Raw genomic sequence first — 19924 nt, forward strand, 5'->3', positions numbered from 1 at the left:
TTTAATAGCTAAGATAATTACTTTTCTTTGTGACTGCTCGTGGCTTCTGTTCAAGGTTTGGAGAAGCTTCAGCCTCAGCATTCTCCTTCACCAGCTTCAGCAAGATGTCTGAGAATCCTTCGAGATTACTAATGATCCGCTGATAAAAGTGACTTTGCTGCACCAATTCCTCTTCCGTGAACCCCTCAAACAGAAGCGAAATACATCGTTCCCCAATGTTGCTGTTAAGCTCTGCCATCTTCCGGCCTTTGTCTGTGATGTCCAGCATCACCGTCCTGCGGTCCCCTTCCTTACGTCTGCGTACAGTAAATCCGCCTGCCTCAAGCTTATCGCTCAAAGCTGTGATCGCACCTGACGTAAAGTCCAGTTCATCTGCTAAATCCCCAAGCCGCTGTTCACCCTCGCGAATGATTTTATGTAGAATCAGCATGCCGGGTAAAGAGATGCCTGCTACTGCAACCTTATCCCGTTCCTTTACAAATCTGCGGACCATCTTGCGGAATACCCAGTCCGTCTCCTCCAGCTGTCTCCAATACGTATCGCTCATTCTTACCTCATCTCTCTCCATAGCCAACAAAAAAAGACTCCCAGCACATATCCCAGGCAAGGGAAAAGTGCGGGAGCCTTTGGCGGTCCAATCGGCTCAGATAAATTATTTCACTGTTCATTTAATTAGTGTTTAAGTATTGCTGATATCATATAACCCTTTATTCCTACCTGTCAAGTATGTATTTTTAATTCTAAAAAAATTACCCCGATACCGGTGCAGATCGCATGCTTGTACTAATTCAAAATCAAATAAATTTTAAGCTTTTTCATTGACATTTTGCCCATTGTTAAATATATTGTACCTAAGAATAAATGTTTACTTAGGGAAACATTTTAGATAATTAAAATAAATGTTTCCAATAGGAAACAAATCAATAAATTTCAAGACGAGGAGCTTTTTAATGATTGAAATTAGAAACCTAAACGTGGATTATTTCGGTAATTCAGCGCTAGAAAATGTAAATATCGATATTCCCTTTGGGTATACCATCGGAATTATCGGGCCAAATGGTGCAGGAAAATCGACATTCATTAAGTCATTGTTAGAAGTAATCAAGAAAAGAAGCGGAACGGTGAGGGTAGAGGGAAAAGACATTTCTGAGTATAAACGGAGGATCGCATATGTACCGCAAAAAAATGATATTGACCTTACTTTTCCAATCACAGTGAACGATACTGTGCTAACTGGAACCTATCCAAACTTAAGAATCTTTCAGCGCCCCGGGAAAAAAGAGCGGCAACGCGTCGAGGAATGTATGGCCATGGTAGATATAAGTGATCTTGCAAATAAACAAATTAGTAATTTGTCTGGAGGACAACTACAAAGAGTTTTTATTGCCAGAGCGCTTGCCCAAAAAGCGGATGTGTTTTTTTTAGACGAACCTTTTGTCGGCATAGATCTAGTCAGTGAGAAAATTATTGTAAAACTGCTTAAACAGCTTCGCGAAGAAGGGAAAACCATATTGATCGTTCATCATGATTTACATGAAGTCGAAGAATACTTTGACAAAGTAATCATTCTCAATAAAAAGCTTATTGCTTTTGGCGATGTGAAAGACACCTTTACAGCCGACAATATCCTCAATGCTTACGGGGCTTCCTTAGGTAATCTTGTAATCAAAGGAATGGGGGGCACCGAAAATGATTGACTATTTCTCATCATTATTAAACATTCCGATCTATGCGCTTAACGCCGGATTGTCTGCTATCATTCTTGGCATTGTTTCAGGGGTTTTAGGAAGTTTTATTGTACTCAGAAAAATGTCATTAATGGGAGATGCTTTGTCTCATGCTGTATTACCAGGTGTGGCGTTATCTTATATTTTAGGGATCAACATTCTTGTAGGAGCTTCATTGTTTGGACTTTTAGCAGCCATCCTCATTCAATTTATTACAAGTCGCAGCAATATCAAAAGTGATACCTCGATCGGAATTATTCTCAGCTCATTTTTCGCTCTAGGAATTGTCTTAATCACTTTCGCCAAGAGCGGGCTTGATCTAACTCATATTTTATTTGGTAACATCTTAGCCGTCCCGCAGTCCGAATTAATGCAATCATTTATTATCATGCTTGTTGTTATAGCCATCATTTCATTGTTGTATAAAGAGCTGTTAATTAGTTCGTTTGATCCTGTCGTCTCTAAGGCATTTGGTTTAAAAACGGGATTCTATCATTATTTATTGATGATGCTGTTATCCGTGGTTACTGTGTCCTCATTATCTCAAGTAGGCATTGTGCTTGTGATTGCAATGCTGGTTATTCCAGCAGCTACATCTTATCTTTGGACGAATAAGCTGATCCACATGATTATCCTGGCTTCTACCATCGGCGCTGTATCTGGAATTATAGGTGTGATCATTAGCTTTAGATTCAATTTACCTACAAGTGCCACCATTGTTCTGGTAGGCGTAAGTTTGTTTGCTATATCATTTATTATCTCGCCCAAAAATAATTTTCTAAGAAAAGGGGTTAAACAAGGATGAAAAAAACAATAAAGATGCTCTCTTTGACAATGTTCATCTTACTATTTACCGCATGTTCAAATGTTAGTGAGGGAGAAGCAGACCATGACAAGTTGAAGATTGTTGCAACCTACTCCATTATCGCGGATATGACCGAAAACATTGTAGGGGAAAAAGCTGAGGTCTATAGCATGGTTCCCATCGGAACAGACCCGCATATGTACGATCCATTACCTAAGGATACAAGTAAAGTATCTAGTGCAGATTTAGTTTTTTATAACGGATTGAACCTGGAAACAGGTAAGGGGTGGTTCCAAGACCTTCTTGATGTCACTAATAAAAAGGATGTCGCTTTTGCCGTCTCAGATGAAGTAACTCCAATGTACCTAACAGAAAAAGGCAAAGAAACTCAAGAAGATCCTCATGCCTGGCTTGATGTTCAGAATGCTATTAAATATGTAGATATCATCACTAAACATGTAATCGAAAAAGATCCGGACAACAAAGAATTTTATCTGAATAACCAATCAGAATATGTTAAGAAACTTAATGAATTGGATCAATATGCAAAAGAAGCGGTAGAAAAAGTCCCGCAGGAGAAACGTATTTTGGTTACAAGCGAAGGGGCATTTAAATATTTTTCAAAAGCCTACGGATTTGAATCCGCATTTATTTGGGAAATCAATACCGATAGTCAAGGAACGCCAGAACAAATGAAAAATATAATTAAAATCATTGATGAAAATCAAGTGCCGGCTTTATTTTTGGAAACGAGCGTTAATCCGAAAACAATGGAAACCATCTCCAATGAAACGGGTGTACCGATACATTCTAAGATTTTCACCGATTCTTTAGCTAAGAAAGGCGAAGAAGGCGACACATACATTAAGATGATTAAATGGAATATTGATAAAGTCGTTGAAGGATTGTCGTCATAAAAAAAGGCTGTCGAGATTTTTCTCGACAGCCTTAACTTTTATAATAACGAACCATTATTGGCCACTTTCCAGCACAATTGCATGACTGTCCTCATCATAAACCTGCATAAAAGCTGAAACCGTCGGCAAATATTCAGCTGCCACATATAAAGTGCCCTTTATGTTTTCCACATTAAGGCTTGCATCTGGCTTTAGGGAAAGTGTCCACTCCTCTTTGCTAATCATCGTCTCTTTGCTTGCCGAATCCCAACGAATGTCCGCTCCCCATGCGCTAAATAGCGCTCTAACCGGTAAATAAATTTTGCCGGATTGCTCAAGTGGTAGATTGTTAGTATTCAATTTCACCTGTACTCCGTCCAACCATACTTGCATGTCCTTACCCACTGGTAGTAACGAGACTGCATCGAGCAGATCACCCTCGCTACGCAGTGGCTTAAGGGCTTGCAAATCGAGACTCAATACCTTCAGCTTGTTATTCAGCGTATCCGTCACATACAATTTCCCGGAAGCAAACGCAACACCGGAAGGCTGATTAAACATCACTTTATCCAATGCTCCAACTTGATCTCCCAAGGTGCCCTGCCCTGCAACTGTGATGACTCTTCCATCTTTCTGAATGGCCCGAACCCTATGGTTCAGACTATCAGCAATCAGCAAGACTCCATCGGCATAGGCGAGTCCACGAGGACGATTGAACAGCGCAGACAGACGATCTCCATTGTGGAACCCTCCAGCCATATATCCAGTCACTGGATCAACTGTCGTTGCTTTGCCCGCAAAGGTCTCAACCATATTGCCTTTAATCAATCGAATCATCTGATTCCCACTGTCAGCCACATAGAGATTACCGGTTTCATCGAACACAAGACCCACGGGCTCATTAAATTTGGCCGAAGCTACCGAACCATCTAAATAAGCACCAATATTACCCTGCTGACCTGCAAAAGTAGTCACAATACCTTCCGGTGTAACTTTGCGAATCACATGATTCAGCGTATCGGCTACATATACATTGTCATTATTGTCTATTGCCAATCCACCCGGCGCGTTAAACTGCGCGGTATTGGGTTGTCCATCTTTATAGCCAGCCGCTCCCGTTCCTGCGAAGGTATATACTTCTCCATTCTTAATTTTACGGATGACATGATTGTCGGTATCACTGATATAGATAATGCCTTTACTGTCAGCAGCGGTATACGTCGGATGATTAAACAAGGCCTTTGCACTATTCGCATCGATATATCCTTCTGCACCTTGTCCAGCCACTGTCTGCAGCTCACCATTACTCCACTTGCTGATAGTACCGCTTCCGGACTGTACGATAATGAGATCATTGCTGCCAGATACAGCAGTCAATCCCCATGGCTGTTTAAGAGAGAGTACAGCGTTAGAAGAGATATTCTGATTTATACTCCCTTGAACGTTGCCGCTTACGGGTTGTACTGCCTCTGCGGTAACGATGCTAGATGGCACTGCGGTAACGATGCTAGATGGCACTGCGCTTATGAGCATAAATCCACAAACGATGGAGATGAGTTCCTTTTTCATTATGTTTGTTCTCCTCTCGAAGGTTATTGCGCCTTTAAAATAACAAAGATAATCTAATCTGGAGGTTGTCTACTACTACCTCAACAGGGCCGTTTTCTGTATCTTCATTCCTCACGAGAGGAATGGTAACGATATAAGGTTCGGGAAATAATCCATTCAAGAACTCCGGAGTAAGTTTAAGCACAAAGGTATTCTCACCGTTCCGCTCCAGTACATAATCTGTATCTTCTAGTGAAGATGGATCTCCCTCAGAATATTCATAATGATATCTAATCTCCCCTACATCATAACCCAGCGAATGGATGATAAATTCTGGTGCTTCACCTTCACCTATAGGGCCAGTATGGTTAAAATAACTCGGAGTGATCATTCCCTTGTAGGTAAAACCGCCATCTGCTATCAGTTGATCCTCTTCCTGTACTTCACCCCCGGAAAGGGCATTCTTTAACAAACCGCCGTTCACCTTGATTTGAACGAAAGAGCTATAAGGAAGTGATTCACGCAGCTGAATGTGAAGCTTATTCTCTCGAATATATACCTCACCTAAATCGAGCTTGTCCTCACTTTGATTCAAAGTAACACTCACCCCATCCCTCGCAGCATTAGGATTAGAGTCATCTGTGATATTAAAGACTAATGGTGCAGTAAACGGCAAAACAATCTCATTATCACGGACGAGATAGTCATAGATATGTTCTCTAAATTCCTGCTGGTCTAACTCAGGCGCACCTAGTGGATTTGGTGTTGGCTCCGGTGTTGGCTCCGGTGTTGGCTCCGGTGTTGGCTCCGGCGACGGTGTTGGTGTTGGTGTTGGTGTTGGTGTTGGTGTTGGTGTTGGTTCCAGCGTCGGCGTTGCTGTTGGCTCCGGCGTCGGTGTTGACGTCGGTTCCGGTGTCGGCGTTGGTGTAGGTCTCGTCGGCGATGTTGGTCTCGTTATATCTAAGGGAGCTGAACTAGATAGATCATAGTTAATCTGAGGTGGAATTGTTGGAATAGGCGGACTTGAGTGAACGGGCATAGCGGCTTTTATTTGCTCGAGTAGTTGCTCGATTTTTTTCTTAGCCGATTCGAATTCCAATACCTCTTCTTCGTTCAGATATTTCAAATGCTGCTCTAGCGCAAATTGTGGTAATGCATTTAGGGACAACTGCGACTCTATCCATTGTTGATTCTCCATAATTAACTGCTGGGAGGCTGTTATCATACGCTCAATCAGCGTGGGATCAATAGTCGAAACTACATGAACTGTTCCTTCCAGAACTCCCAGATAATCGCCGTTATTCCCTATCCCATTATTAAGGACTACATTGCCTTGGCTATTAACGCTTACAAAAAACTCTGTACCCATAACGCCCATAATAGCCGTTGGTGTCTCAATCTCAAAGCGAGAATCGCCATCCAGCTTCTTTTTCACCTTGATCAGGACTTGCCCGTTTTGCAGCTTCAGGCTTGTTTTCCCACCCAATGCCTTTGCGCTTTCTACTAATTGGCTAATGGTAAGCGTAGTGCTAGCTCCGATCGTAACTTCCTTGTTAGCATCAAGATCGAGGCTAATTTGCCCATCATTGCCTGTTATAATCGTATCACCTTGGGTAATCGCCATTCCTTTAAAAGCGTTGAATTTCTTCGTTCCACCGCTCTTTCTCACTTCAGACTTGCCTGAGACCGCAGTTATTTTCCCAACTTTGACGCTATCCTTCGCCTCTGTGACAACTGCTGGCCAAAGAATACTGAACAACAGCATAAACGACAGTGTAAGCTTTAACGACCTCATCTCAATCCCTCCAGTTCATAGACACTGATTCCTTGTTCCTTGCCCTTTACCTTGATCTCTCCTAATGAAACGGCTGATACTCTATCTTTTACAAAAGCGTAGGTAGCCTCACTGATGAGGATTTGTCCAGGCTTCGCATTGCTTTCCAGACGGGCTGCCGTGTTGACGGTGTCGCCAATCGCTGTATAATCCATCCGGGTCTTGGAGCCGATATTCCCGAATACAGCTGGACCAGTATGCACCCCGATACCAAATTTCACTACAAGACCAAACCGTTCGAACAGCTTTTGTTCCACCGCAGCCGAGCCTTCCTTCATCGCCCACGCCGCCTTCACCGCTTGCATTGGATGATCCTCCAGCAGCAATGGAGCATTAAAGATCGCCATCGTGGCATCCCCGATAAACTTGTCCAGCGTGCCATCATACTTAAAAATACAACCCGCAGTCAGATCCAGATACTCATTCAAAATCTCAACAATCTCCTCTGGTTCAGCAGCCTCCGACAACGGAGTGAACCCGCGAATATCAACGAATAACAAGGTTAGCTCTCTGCGGCTTCCTCCCAGCTTCAGCCCTTCTTTACCGTTCTTGAGAATTTGATCGACAACCTGCGGGGCAACATATCGACCAAAAATATCCGTAACTCTACGTTTCTCCATCAGTTCTTCTAAATATTGAAAAGCTATTACGATAATACAACTAACGATTAGAAAGGGAATCACATAACCCAGTGAAATTACTATCCCTTGGTCATAGAAAAAACGACCTGCAAAGATAAGAAGTGCAATGATGACCACAATGACCGCGTAGGAATATAGCATCTTCACTTTACGGAATAGTAGATAGGCTAGGAGCGCAACAAAAAGCAACACTACCTCGTTCCACTTCCAATCCAGTACCCGCTTATAATTATCGTCCAGTAGAGATTGAATGATATTTGCATGAATTTCCACACCATATAACGTATTTTTTCCGCTAATTGGTGTTAGGAAGTCATCCTTAAACCCTGTAGCATAGGGCCCTATAAGCACAATTCTATTCTCAAAATAAGATGGTGGAACCTCTCCGCTAAGAACCGCCGAATAAGGAATCTCCTCAAAGTCGCCATTGCCACCTGAATAAGGGATATAAAAGCGCCCAAAGTCATCCAGTGGGAGTTTCTGCGGATCAGCAGTGCCCCCCATCGCCTCTCGATATTTCTGGTAGACCGTCCATGACAAGCTGTGAATAGACTCCCCTTCATAGTCAAAAGAATAAAGAGCCTTACGCACCACTCGATCAGTATCGGTAATAGTATTGATATGGGCGGTTGCAGCCGCGGCCTTCCGCAAAGCCTCAAACGGCTGGGATAGCTCCAGCGCTTCGATCTTTCCCTGCTCGGTATTTGGCGCAAATGTGCCATATACCGGCAAAACTACATTCCCCGCACGGGCCACAGCCGCAGCGAATTCTGTATCCGCCTCCGGGTCCTCCGAGCCTACAGGGAACGTAAGGTCAAAACCGATCACTGCTGGATGTCCCTCGGAGAGCGTATCTAACAGCTGTGCATGAACATTTCTGCTCCACGGCCAGCTGCCAAAGTCCTCCAAGCTCTGGTCGTCTATCCCGATGATAGCAATCGTTGTATCCACAGACCTCTCGTGCTGCATCACGCGGTCTTGTAACAGATGATCAATGGAGTCAAGACTCCCTCTATACAGTACAACCGCAAAAATTACCGTAAGTAGAAGCAAAATATGTGCTAACTTTACTCTCAAGGTTCGTTTCTCCAATCTATGTATTATGCAATGAGTCCGAGCCAGCGCTATAATAAGCGTTCAAATACGTTGGTAATTGATAAGCAAAGAAGAAGGGGGCAGTGGATAACAGAATAAGGAATACAAGCAATCGTGGATGAATACCCATTCCTGCGCCAATTGGAAGAAGTGCCGTAACAAGGAGAATAACTGCCGGATCATCGTGAATAACTAGTGTAACAACGAAAGATATCATTATGACTGCCAGCAGGAAGCTAGATTATGTCTATTAAAAATTTATTCAAAAATATTATATATGAAAAATCATATGAATAGTAAGAATTTCCTGCTTTGCTAGAAGAAAAGGAATATAGAGTGCAAAAAATGACAAAGGCAGGCCAGAGTTACCTCTGCCTGCCTTTGCCATACTATTCTTATAAATTGATTATTCCATATAACAGTTTTGCAATTTCAGCACGGGTTACTTTGCCACGAGGATCGAAATGATTGTCGCCCTTACCGTCAAGGATTCCCTTAGCTTGCAATTCACTTACCGCTTGCTTCGCCCACTCTGATACGCTGTTTATATCCTTAAAGCTTGCAGTAGCAGCAATGGAAGACTGCACTCCAGCTTTGTATTGTATCAATTTCTGCAGGACAACAGCCGCTTCTTCACGTGTAATTGCATCTTTAGGACGGAACTTGCCATCACTGCCTTGGATGAGTCCAAGCTGGACAGCTTTGTCTATTGATGATGCGTAATAAGCATCTTTTGATACATCTGCAAAAGCACCATTCCCCGTAGTTTCACTTGTCTCATTCAATCCGAGTGAACGAATGGCTAGTGTAACAAAATCTGCACGGGTTACATTCGCTTGTGGACCATAGTGCGTATCGTCGATACCCTTAATCACATGCTTAGCCGTCAGCTTGGAAATGTACAGCTCTGCCCAGTGACCAGCGGTATCACTAAATTGCTTATGGTATTCCAGTACCGCGAAGGAAGAGAAATGATCTGTTGTAAAGGTAACGGTATTGCCTTTAAACACTCCACCCAAATATTCCAAGGTACTGCCATTTACATAATAGACACCCGCAAAATCTGTATCAAGCTTAGCAAGCTGTTCCTTCGTCAGCGTCAGGGTAATCGTAACAGCACCTTTAAACTGATGAATAGCCGTTTCTTTGCCGCCTGCTGTGGTACTGAGGTTCAGCGTCACGGTTGCCTTGGATGGACTTATTCCAGCGACATTGCTTTGTACAGCTGTCGTAGTTGTATCAACGCTCAGCAGCAGCATTTCACTGCCGGCCGGGATCGCTGGTAAAGAGCTTGTTGGTACGCTTAATGTAACGCTGGAAGATACAATATTCAGATTCAGCTTCTTGTCGGCAGCCTGTTGGATGCTCGTTGCATCAAGTGCAATTCTAATCTGATCTTGAGCCGAGGTTGCCCCGCCTACGCTAATCTTTAGGCTTCCCCCTGTAGCAGCTTCCTCTATCAGCTTCTTCAAGGCTGACGGATCAGCTGTATACGTTCCATTACTTCCTAATGCCAGTTCAATGTTTCCTTTTCCCGCTCCAGGTGTGGCTGTAGGCGTTGGAGTCACTGTTGGCACTGGCAAAACTACTGGAGGTGCCGATGTCACCTCTGGTGCTGGTGTCGGCGTTACTTCTGGCGATGGCGATACCTCTGGTGTTGGTGTCGGTGTTACATTCTCTTTCCCAGTGTAGAAGCCCCAAATGTCTGAAAGCACACTACCAGAGTTATCATCCTCGACTTTTGTATACCACTGGTAGTAGCTTTCTGGATTTAGCTTACTCCAAGTGACCTGAGTCTCCGTACCGCTCTCTACTTGCTGCTGGGTCGCAATTGTCTGATCACTGTAAACCTTAACTCCAATGTAATCGGTAGCTACACGTTTGGTTACAGGCTGCAGATCGAGATCTAGTACGAACTCATCTTTGCCAGGGAACTCATTTTCATCATAATAATTATAATCATCCAAGTAAGGCGAATAAGTCTTCACACGAAGCTTGTTGTTAGCTACATCGAACTGAAGCAGACGAATATAACCAAGTCCACCCTCTTCGGCACCTTGATAATCTGCCAGCATTTGATATACACTGCGGTCCGCAATGCCATCTCCATTATCATCCAACTCATCTACCTTAAGCTCCGCATCATGATAATGACCGGATAAAGCTGCGATTACGTTCTTGTTAGGTTTTACAACCTTTTCAAAGATCGTATCGGCAATCGGTGCGCGGTTATTAGATACGAGCAGGTATTCATGAAGACAAAGAATCGCTTTACGTTCTGGATAACGAGCAACGACCTCATTCATCCATTCAATTTCCTCTTCAGCCAGTCCCCAGCCCATATATACGATAATGAAGTCATTTCCGTTCGCAGATACTAAATCATAATGGCCCCGGTTGTTGTCATAGGATCCGCCAAAGGTTGGCATGTCCTTAAATCTCCATTCCCCAAAGTATTGCCAGAATTTCGTGTAATCTCCGGTTTGATGGCCTACATCATGATTACCCGCAAGAACACCATATGGAATACCTGCATCCTCAAGTACCTTCATATCCCGATCGGCTTCTTGCCATTCATATTCCTGATAGGATTTGTCCACTACATCTCCGGTATGAATTACATATTTCAAGTTCAAATTATCCTTATTGTCGGCAATCCACTTTACATTTTTCTGATAAATGTAAGGGTAGCTTTGAGAATAATATTGCGTATCAGACATCCATACAAAAGAAAAATCATAGGTATCCTGCGTAACTGTAGGTGCAGTCTTAGTCGCGGACGCAATCTCATCCTGAACCATGACAGCAATGCTATCTCCGCTAGCGAATTCTCCAACAGTCACCGTAGATTTCAGTTCAAAATCCTCAGTACCAGCAATTAAATGATCCAGCTGTATCCACTTTTCTTCAGCAGGACTCCACGCGTAGAGACTTACTTTACGACCTGGAAGTGAATTACCCTTCCATTCAATATCCACACGATCTGAAGCCTTCACCGATTCATCCAGCTTAATTTCATAGCGCTGATATGGGAATTGCTCAACAGCATCGTTAATTAAGTACTTTCCGTCAACTGAACTTATTTTGCTGTATTCGTCACTGTTAAGGGCTTCTTCGCCCGCAGGAACGGATTGCTTCGGCGGTTCTGTATCGGATGCGTTCTTAAATCCAGTAAATCCTTGCTCTGGATGGTTACCATCGTACTTGAAGCCTCTATAGAAGGTAACATCCATCTTATCCTGGTTAGGATCTTCAACCTTAACCTTCAAGGTCGGATTCGTACCCACACCAATCTCCCAGTTCTGAGGTGAGATCAGGAGTGGTGCAAATGGATTTTCATTCGGTACATGGAATGTAATTACCTTTTCCACCTGATTACCTATCTTATCCAATGCGGTGATAGAAAGCGTATGGTCTCCACCGGACAACTTTCCGGATGTAGTAGCATAAGGCAGTTCAATAACATTGCCGTCCAGCTTCACGCTAACTTTATCTACACCTGCGTAAGTATCCTTGATCTCAGCAGTAATTACGAAATTACCACGATAAGTTTTTCCATCTTCAATCGATGCTTTAATGGATGGTGGCGTGTTGTCTACAACTACGTTTGACGATACCTTGGATCCACCTTCGGTCACTGTTACTTTATGTTCTCCGTCCGTTACTTCTGTAGTATTCCAGTTATAAGCCTTCGAACGGAACAAATCAGATTTCAGATCGAACCGGAAGCCGATGGATTCATGCTTACCTGCGCTGTCCCCCATCTTAATTTCTTTATCACGTTCTGCATAAGCAGGGTCCCAAACTTCAGTACCGTCTGCAAGTAATAGGCGCACATTCTTTACTTCAAAATCATCTTTATTCTCCTCGGGACGAGGGTCAAAAGGCGATGATTTAGAGCCCGCCCGAATGTAGATCACATTATCCTTGCCCACTTGCAAAGCGGCAGAGGAGATCGGGAAGGTCAATGTCGTATACGTAGTAATCGGGTCCATAAAGGTGTATAGAATACTCGCATCCCCTAATTCTTCTGGTCCCATGGTGATACCGTTTTTGAAATAATAATCTACATTCTTCGCATCAAATACAAAGTAAGCATCATTCTCAAGCGCGGCATATACCTCGTTATTGCCAAGCACCTTATTGTCGATGCTCAGGCCCACTTCATCAGCCTTTGCGGTAGCAGAGGTTCCTTTTACCGTCATAGAGCCATTAATGAATTGCCCATCCTTCACATTCAAACGAAGTGATGATTGATCTGGACCACCTGTAATTTTCACTTTCATTACCGGAGATTCAGTCTCATTTGTGCCATCGGAAACGACGAAATAATACTGTATTTCATTTCTGCCGATCAAATCAGCAGACGACAATTTATAATGATACAAGCTATCGTTAAAGTCTTGGGATAGATTATGGCTGACAAAATCAGGCTGCTTATCCGAAGCTACCCTTACTTCTACAGACGTAACGGCTTTATTGTCATCCGCGAAAGCCTTCAAATCCAGACTCATCGACTGATCAATCTCCGTTACAGCAGTCAGATCATTTACCGTCGGATTTTCGGTATCCGGATCCACATGGATCGGTGTGTTAGGAAGCAGTGCATCATCTACCTGCCCTGGTGACGGAACCGCTGATCCTGTGCTAATCTTGAGCATTTTACTTTGCCCATTCACAGGATACTTGTATAGAAGGGCTTTATTTTCTTTGGTGTCGTCACCTTTAGCCCCACCATCATAGGTAAGATCAGCATCATAATACGCAGAGGAAATTTCTTTCTCGGTATTACTTTTGATTACGACGGCCCGGCGGCCAGAGTTCGCCATCCCATCGCTTTTGATTTGAAAGAGATTTGTGCCATCCATCAGATTAGTGTTGAATTCTGCATTAAAATCACTAGCGGTGTATGTACTGTTAGCACTATTAATAACCCAGAACACTACGGACTGCTGTGCAGGAATTACAAAACTCTCTTTCGTAGAGGGCCACTTCACATCGGAAGCATTGCCTTTATCAGGATAGCGATAATAGATCTTGTAGTTTTTAAAATCAATCGGTGCATCAGTATTGTTATATACCTCAATGAATTCAAAAGCATCGCTGCTCGTTCCTTTTACATTCGTCGAATTGGGCAGCAGCTCTGTAATTAACAGCGGCGGCACATTATTCGAATCAAATGCAGGCAGGTTCACATGAACAGAATAGCTCTCTGTTACATTGTTTACACGAATGCTGTAGTGCAGTTCTGGTTCTTCCAGTGCAGCCGCAGGAATCACGGCCGTGTATTCCCCCTCACCTTTTGAGGTCATGGTGATTACCGTATCTTTCACCTGAGAAGGAGAGCCGTATTGCAACTTCACTACCGGTAGCGTTCCGTCTGGTCCAATCTCTAGGTTCGTAATCTTCGCGGTGACGGGAAGATCCGCTGGATCCACACTGCTCTGCGAGTGGTGTTCAATTACCGGTTGCTTGTCTCCAGGTACTAGCTCAGGCAGTTGCTCTGGATCTACGGTTCCTGGTGTAGCCGCAACCGTTCCCGAAATCGCCATGAGACTCATCATAGAGCTGTCGGATTGCGAATACTTATAGAGAATCCCGTTGTTTTCCTTCACCTGTTCTTTTCCATAAGAAGCAGAGACAATAAGAGCATCTCCTGCTTTACTTTTAATTTGTAAGTTGCGCGGAGAAGTGTTTGCCATACCACCGCCACCGTTAATACGGAACAGGTTTACACCTTCCTGCAGAGATGCTGAAGGATTAAAGTTTTTGATGAAATCTTCGGCAGGAACACTCAGATTATTGCCGTTCATAATCCAGAAGACGATATTTCCATGCGCCGGTATGACCGCATCGCCATTTGGTGTCCAAGTATCTTTGTCATTATAAAAGAAATAATAATCCTTAAAGTTAACCGGCTCGTCCGTATTATTGTAAACCTCAACAAATTCGTAACCATCTACAGAGCTACCATCCGCGCCTTTTACATTTTTAGTATCTGGAACAACCTCTGTAATAAGTAAAGAGCCTGGATTGGTTGGTGTCGCGTATACATCTGTCATTACAGTCGGTTGACTTAAAAGCGTGTTGAGCTCAACCTGTTCATCAAAATGTGCTCCTAATTCGGAAGATGTCTGCTCTGTATCCGGCCGCTGTTCTTCCGCATATCCTGCTGGAACCATGATCCCCAACATCAAACTACTTGCAATTACGCTGGATAGAAAACGTTTAGCTTTTGCTGTTATTCTCAAAACTCCGAACACTCCCCGTAAGTTTGATTGTGACCCTTCTGCATAAATATGCAATTTAGATCATCTGGAAATTATACTAGGGGTATATTATCGCTATATCATTTCAATGTTAAATCTTTAGGTTATCTTAAATATTGTTTAAGCTTCAGCTCAGCTTTCCGGGTTATAATAGAAATAAGTTAAACCACAACCATCACAGACACTTTCAACAGAAACCATAGAACGTTATTCGTAAAATAAGAAAAGAGGACTCTAATGGATATAAAAAGAGTGATTATAGTAGGAACCGTAGTTATAGTAATGTCTTTCGGAAATGCTTGGAGTAGCCTTACTGCTAACGCAAGCTCGTCAACTCAATGGTCCACCACAAGTGTTGCGGATAAAGACGAATTATTATTGAAAGCCCTTAACCAACCCACAGATGATGATCTGTACGATGCCTTATATGACGGCAAATCACTTCAAGATATTGCAATAGAACAAAACACAGATATTGAAGATGTGATCGATCTACAGGTAACCCAGCTAACGGAACAGCTAGATTCACGACTAGCTTCCGGAAATATTACAGCCGAGCAGTATGCAGCACACAAAGCGGAGCTGAGGGACATCGTTACGGAGAGCGTTCTCACTTCTTTCGGCTAAGAAAGATACATATAGTGGCCGTATAACATTTCTCCGCGCCCAAGCTAAAACGCCTTGGGCGTCCCTAATGGACGGTAAGCGTTTATGCGAGAAATATAAGGATAATATATAGCGTGGAGATTATAAATTCTTATATTTAAATAAAGAGGGTGATCCGATAGCCATTGAATGGCTGTCAGATCACCCTCTTCGTATATTCAACGCTATTAAACTGAATTCCTAAGTCTCTATCTTGTTATCTCTATTGATCTCCAGTATATCCAGGAAGAATACAAAAATTGGAATTCCGAGAATTAGACCCCATACACCCATATAGTGCTCAGAGAAGAGAAGTACGATAAAGGTGTAGAACATAGGCAGATTCATTTTGGATGACATCAGTTTTGGATTTAAGAAATAACCCTCAACAAAATGTAGTATGGCGATCATAACCAATACATATATCGTCATTGCTATGCCACCAATGTTGTAACCAATAATACAAAGTGGTATTAAGGAGATCACAAAACCTACAACTGGAATCAAACTAAGCAGGAAGATCATAATCGATAAGGCGAATAAATACGGAAAACCTAAGATCCAGAGTCCGATCACCGTAAAGCATGTATTAAACAGCGCGATCAGAATTTGCGCTTCGATCACTTTACCAAACGATGAGATGAATTTTCTACCGAAATACTCAAGCTCAACATAGAACCAAGAAATCTTGCTCTCTTTAAGACGGGCAGTGAAACTGACAATTCTGTTCTTCTCAAGGATAAAGACAAAGCTCAGAATGGTGGATAATACGAAGCTTGTGCCCCAATTACTTATTTTCAGGACGTATTCAAGACCATCTTTCACATAAGACTGGTAGTTCAAATCCTTAAGCTGGGCAAATAAATACTGCACGATTTCGTTCTGCGGAATGTTTGCAGGGGTTAAACTGGTCAGAAAATTAGTTAACTGCTTTATCTGTGTGAAGACCTTCGGTAAATAATTCACTAAGGTCACTACGATCAGAGCAATCAGAGCTAAATACAAAATAACAATAATGACTTTACTGTTGACCGCAACATATTTATTGATTCGCTTCGTGAGCAGCACCTGAAAGCTGTTCATTACATAAGCAATCAGAAATGTTAACAGTACTAAATTGAGCATATCTCTAATACTGAATAGCAGCAGGGCAACCAGCCCCAAAATAAAAAAACGCCGGACCGTTAAATTCGCGTAATAACGCTTAAATACTTCCATCTGTTCTCTCCATTCGCCTACCAATTAGTACTCTAATTATAGTCTACAGTAAGGAATTCACTTATAGCAACTAGTGATTCGCCCAAATTGGCGAAATTTCTCACTTTTTGTAAACTCCTAATGAACATAGGGAAAGCTGATATCCATTCCATACATTTCCTTTGCCGTTTATAAGCCTCCCGTTGTGTTCATTAACTTAACGATTCGACTCTTCTGATCGTAGTTGAGATCAATATGTAGATCCTTGCATAATTGTATAAACGGAACCATCAGGGTCCCTTTCCTCATTTCGGGCGCACTTCCTATCAGAGCTACTCTTTGGTTATTCAGGGTTAATTCCATAGGTGAATCTATATGTTTAACCTGCTCAAGAGTTTGGACTGCAGTTAGACTCTGACTTCCCCCGTTGATCCGGGAGGCATTTCGGTCCGTTCTCGCATTGATCCCATCCTGGATTTTAAATGTTAGCGAAATTCCGAGTGAATCACATGCCGATAGCAATCGGTCATTGTATGATCCATAAGGAAAGGCAACCGCTGAATCGGTATTCCCCAGCTCTTCCTTCAGTCTTTGCTCCGCCTTGGCTAAATCACGAGTAACTCTGCTGTAGTACTCCGTATTCATTTCGTTTCTGTTCTCATCATCGATATATAACAAAGCACTGGCGGCTGGCCGCTCCCCACCCTCAGCATCCACGATACCATAATGGTGTAAATCGTACGTGTGACTATAGAATCCCATCCCGTCCCGCTTCATTTCCCGCATCTGCTCCCAATTGAGCTTCGGCACACTATTCGGATCTGGGTGATCAATCGTAGATACGATAACAAAATTCACTGCCGTATAGCCATATTTTTTGAGAATAGGAAAAGCCAACTCATAAAAGCTCTCATATCCATCATCAAAAGTCAGCAGCACCGCATTATCTGGAACCGTGCCGCCATTCAGCATAAATTCACGGTATTGTTCCATCGTAATCACGTGAAACCCTTCTTGCTTCAGCAGGTTCATTTGATCATCAAACCGATCGGCAGATAAGATCCAAGGAAACTGCGGCATTGGCTTCTCTGAAAGATGATGGTACATCAGCACAGCTACATGGTCTCTATAGTAAATACCTTTCGGAAGTGCCCCCTGCTTCTGCCAGCCGATATGCATATTAAGGGCCTGTTCTGCTGCAGCCTTGGGAATCATTAGCTCATCAGGCGAGCCCGGATATGTAGCTACTGTCTTAATGATTTGACCGTTCACATCTATAGTAACTGCAGAAGACTCGTGTTGATTGTTGAAAATAGCAGCAAGACTTATTAGCAGAACAATGACTAAAAGTATCATATATTTTTTCGTATGCAATCTCTGAATCTCCTTAAAAAGATCTTTTATTCACTATGTAACTACATATTTGGTGACAGTTCCACCTACTTTTGGTTACATTTTCTTTTTTATTTTGTTTCTTATCATAAAAATAGGAGGCGAACCCTAAGCCTGAACTGACTTAAGGAACACCTCCCTCACATGGAGATCTATATATAATTATGTACATCTATTTGTAATTGTAGACGGTCTAGGACCTTCTCTTGTCTACAAAGTAATTTTCTTCCCCTAGCTCGTCCACAAACTGCTGCAGCCAATCATAATATTGAATGGCATGCTCCAGCTTCTCCAGATCCTTCAGGCAGAATTGCCGCTCCTCCTCAGGCGTATCCACGGCATGAACCAATCCCTCCAGCTCAGGAATAACAACATCCAAGGCTTGCCTCATGACATCAATCTCCCGCTGCAGCTTCATTCCAAAAAAATTCTTAAAGGTCTGAAAGAAATCTGTTTCCACTGCATACAGATCCTTTCGCTCCCGCTTCTCCTCCAGCTTGGTCACCATCTTGGAAGCCATCAAAGAACGAACTCCATAGCTCATATTACTCTTACTCATATTCATCACATTCTTCATCTCTTCAAGCGTCATCGGCCGGTCTTCAAAGAACATAATTCCATACAGCTGCCCGAATGAGTAATTGGCGCCATATAAGTCCATCGTCTGAGCAATTGCATCAATCATCGGACGCAGCAGCTGCTCGCGTGGAGATAAGTCTCTATTCTCTTCACCAAAGGCTACCTGTTTCATAGCTGCACCTTCATTCCACTTAGAATCTACCTTCTATTTTACACAAAATAGCAACTACTTTCGCTAATCTCTTAAATTTTTACATAATCTCGCATCGATCTTTACGCCCGCTTGACCACGCAGCTGCTCGATGAGTGTACAATTTTTTTTGAACGGAGGAGCTTTCCTCAGAATTATACCGCAAAAAACAGAAGATGGAATGGGGTATCGACAAAATAATGAAACGCACAAGATTTATAGGTGAGTTGAAACCGGTGCTCTTCACCTTGCCGGCAATGATTCCATTCGTGGTATTTTGGCTCGCGCCATTACTTTATGTATTTTATCTCAGCTTTACTGAGTGGGACTTCATGAGCCCCGAGAAAACCTTTGTCGGACTAACCAACTATCTGGATCTGTTCAGCAATCCCGCCTTCTATAAAGCGCTAAGAGTAACCTTGTTATTCTGTGCGGGAAGTGTACTGCCCGTTATTCTGATCGGACTTGGACTTGCACTCCTGATGAATGGGAAGCTGAAAGGCTCCACCCTCTATCAGGTATTGCTTTTCTCCCCTTGGGTCACGCCGACCGTGGCGGTATCCATTGTCTGGTCCTGGATCTATGAACCTGAAATTGGCCTTGCTAATACTGTACTTGACCTCTTAGGTCTAGAAAAAATCGGTTGGCTTCAAGATCCTAAATGGGCACTGCTCGGCGTTCTGCTCGTGACGATATGGAAATCGGTAGGCTGGGCGATGATTTTTTACTTGGTGGCACTACGCAATGTCCCTACCGATCTGTTGGAAGCCGCTGAACTGGATGGAGCAAATGCTGTGCAAAAATTCAACCGTATTACTTTACCGCTAATCTCGCCAACGACACTGTTTCTGTTCATCGTACAGATCATTGGTGCCTTACAGGCATACGACCAGATTAACGTACTCACACAAGGTGGACCGTCGGGATCAACACGTACCTTGCTCTATATGTATTATCAGTCTGCCTTTGAAGCCTTTCAGATTGGAGAAGCCTCTAGTGTCGCAATGATTCTGGTATTTATATGTATGCTGCTCTCCGTAATCTCACTAGAGGTTAGTAAACGGACAACCCATTATCAATAACTACTGCTGTAAAGGAGAACGACT

Annotated in this window: 14 protein-coding genes; 5 read left to right on the forward strand and 9 right to left on the reverse strand. The window is 43.0% G+C overall.

The features are described 5' to 3' along the window. Position 1: 1 nt before the first annotated feature. A complete protein-coding gene (locus NSQ29_RS25870) occupies positions 2-547 on the reverse strand; it encodes a MarR family winged helix-turn-helix transcriptional regulator (protein ID WP_042193136.1) in 546 nt (181 codons plus the stop codon). 406 nt (positions 548-953) lie between these two features. Here NSQ29_RS25870 and NSQ29_RS25875 point away from each other — a divergent pair, with 406 nt between their 5' ends. The 3 genes from NSQ29_RS25875 to NSQ29_RS25885 are packed head-to-tail and all read left to right on the forward strand — an operon-like array spanning position 954 to position 3449. Continuing rightward, positions 954-1697: a metal ABC transporter ATP-binding protein gene (locus NSQ29_RS25875; RefSeq protein WP_341126816.1), complete on the forward strand. Its 744-nt coding sequence runs from the start codon at positions 954-956 to the stop codon at positions 1695-1697. Beyond that, complete coding sequence (locus tag NSQ29_RS25880) at positions 1690-2532, forward strand: metal ABC transporter permease (protein WP_042184200.1); 843 nt, start codon at positions 1690-1692, stop codon at positions 2530-2532. The genes NSQ29_RS25875 and NSQ29_RS25880 overlap by 8 nt, the downstream gene beginning before the upstream one ends. Then, entirely contained in the window at positions 2529-3449 is a 921-nt protein-coding gene (locus tag NSQ29_RS25885) for a metal ABC transporter substrate-binding protein (protein ID WP_339244380.1), read from the forward strand. Before NSQ29_RS25880 ends, NSQ29_RS25885 begins: the two co-directional genes overlap by 4 nt. Positions 3450-3503: 54 nt before the next feature. Here the strand turns inward: NSQ29_RS25885 and NSQ29_RS25890 are convergent, their stop codons facing one another. The 5 genes from NSQ29_RS25890 to NSQ29_RS25910 form a co-directional block, all read right to left on the reverse strand. Beyond that, positions 3504-4997, reverse strand: coding sequence for a stalk domain-containing protein (locus NSQ29_RS25890; RefSeq protein WP_341126426.1), 1494 nt, complete (start codon positions 4995-4997; stop codon positions 3504-3506). 34 nt (positions 4998-5031) lie between these two features. Continuing rightward, positions 5032-6771 (reverse strand): FecR family protein, encoded by a 1740-nt coding sequence (locus NSQ29_RS25895; RefSeq protein ID WP_341126427.1) that lies wholly within the window; start codon positions 6769-6771, stop codon positions 5032-5034. Next, positions 6768-8528 carry a CHASE2 domain-containing protein gene (locus NSQ29_RS25900; protein ID WP_341126428.1) on the reverse strand — a complete coding sequence of 587 codons (1761 nt, stop codon included), beginning with the start codon at positions 8526-8528 and terminating at the stop codon, positions 6768-6770. The genes NSQ29_RS25895 and NSQ29_RS25900 overlap by 4 nt, the downstream gene beginning before the upstream one ends. Before the next feature lie 16 nt (positions 8529-8544). Next, positions 8545-8763: a hypothetical protein gene (locus NSQ29_RS25905; protein WP_340973778.1), complete on the reverse strand. Its 219-nt coding sequence runs from the start codon at positions 8761-8763 to the stop codon at positions 8545-8547. Between the two features lie 178 nt (positions 8764-8941). Further along, entirely contained in the window at positions 8942-14797 is a 5856-nt protein-coding gene (locus NSQ29_RS25910; protein ID WP_341126429.1) for an S-layer homology domain-containing protein, read from the reverse strand. A 255-nt stretch (positions 14798-15052) separates the two neighbouring features. Between NSQ29_RS25910 and NSQ29_RS25915 the strand changes: the two genes are divergently transcribed. Continuing rightward, positions 15053-15442, forward strand: coding sequence for a hypothetical protein (locus NSQ29_RS25915; RefSeq protein WP_042184194.1), 390 nt, complete (start codon positions 15053-15055; stop codon positions 15440-15442). A gap of 219 nt (positions 15443-15661) precedes the next feature. Here the strand turns inward: NSQ29_RS25915 and NSQ29_RS25920 are convergent, their stop codons facing one another. The 3 genes from NSQ29_RS25920 to NSQ29_RS25930 all read right to left on the reverse strand — a co-directional run bounded on the left by NSQ29_RS25920 (position 15662) and on the right by NSQ29_RS25930 (position 18800). Continuing rightward, entirely contained in the window at positions 15662-16678 is a 1017-nt protein-coding gene (locus tag NSQ29_RS25920; RefSeq protein WP_042184192.1) for an AI-2E family transporter, read from the reverse strand. A 168-nt stretch (positions 16679-16846) separates the two neighbouring features. Continuing rightward, positions 16847-18031, reverse strand: coding sequence for a polysaccharide deacetylase family protein (locus NSQ29_RS25925; protein WP_341126430.1), 1185 nt, complete (start codon positions 18029-18031; stop codon positions 16847-16849). A 211-nt stretch (positions 18032-18242) separates the two neighbouring features. After that, positions 18243-18800, reverse strand: coding sequence for a GbsR/MarR family transcriptional regulator (locus NSQ29_RS25930; RefSeq protein WP_339799810.1), 558 nt, complete (start codon positions 18798-18800; stop codon positions 18243-18245). Positions 18801-19018: 218 nt separating this feature from the next. Between NSQ29_RS25930 and NSQ29_RS25935 the strand changes: the two genes are divergently transcribed. Next, positions 19019-19900 (forward strand): carbohydrate ABC transporter permease, encoded by an 882-nt coding sequence (locus tag NSQ29_RS25935; RefSeq protein WP_076285209.1) that lies wholly within the window; start codon positions 19019-19021, stop codon positions 19898-19900. Positions 19901-19924 lie beyond the last annotated feature (24 nt).

The sequence above is a fragment of the Paenibacillus sp. FSL F4-0236 genome (assembly GCF_038000135.1).
GTDB lineage: Bacteria > Bacillota > Bacilli > Paenibacillales > Paenibacillaceae > Paenibacillus_AQ.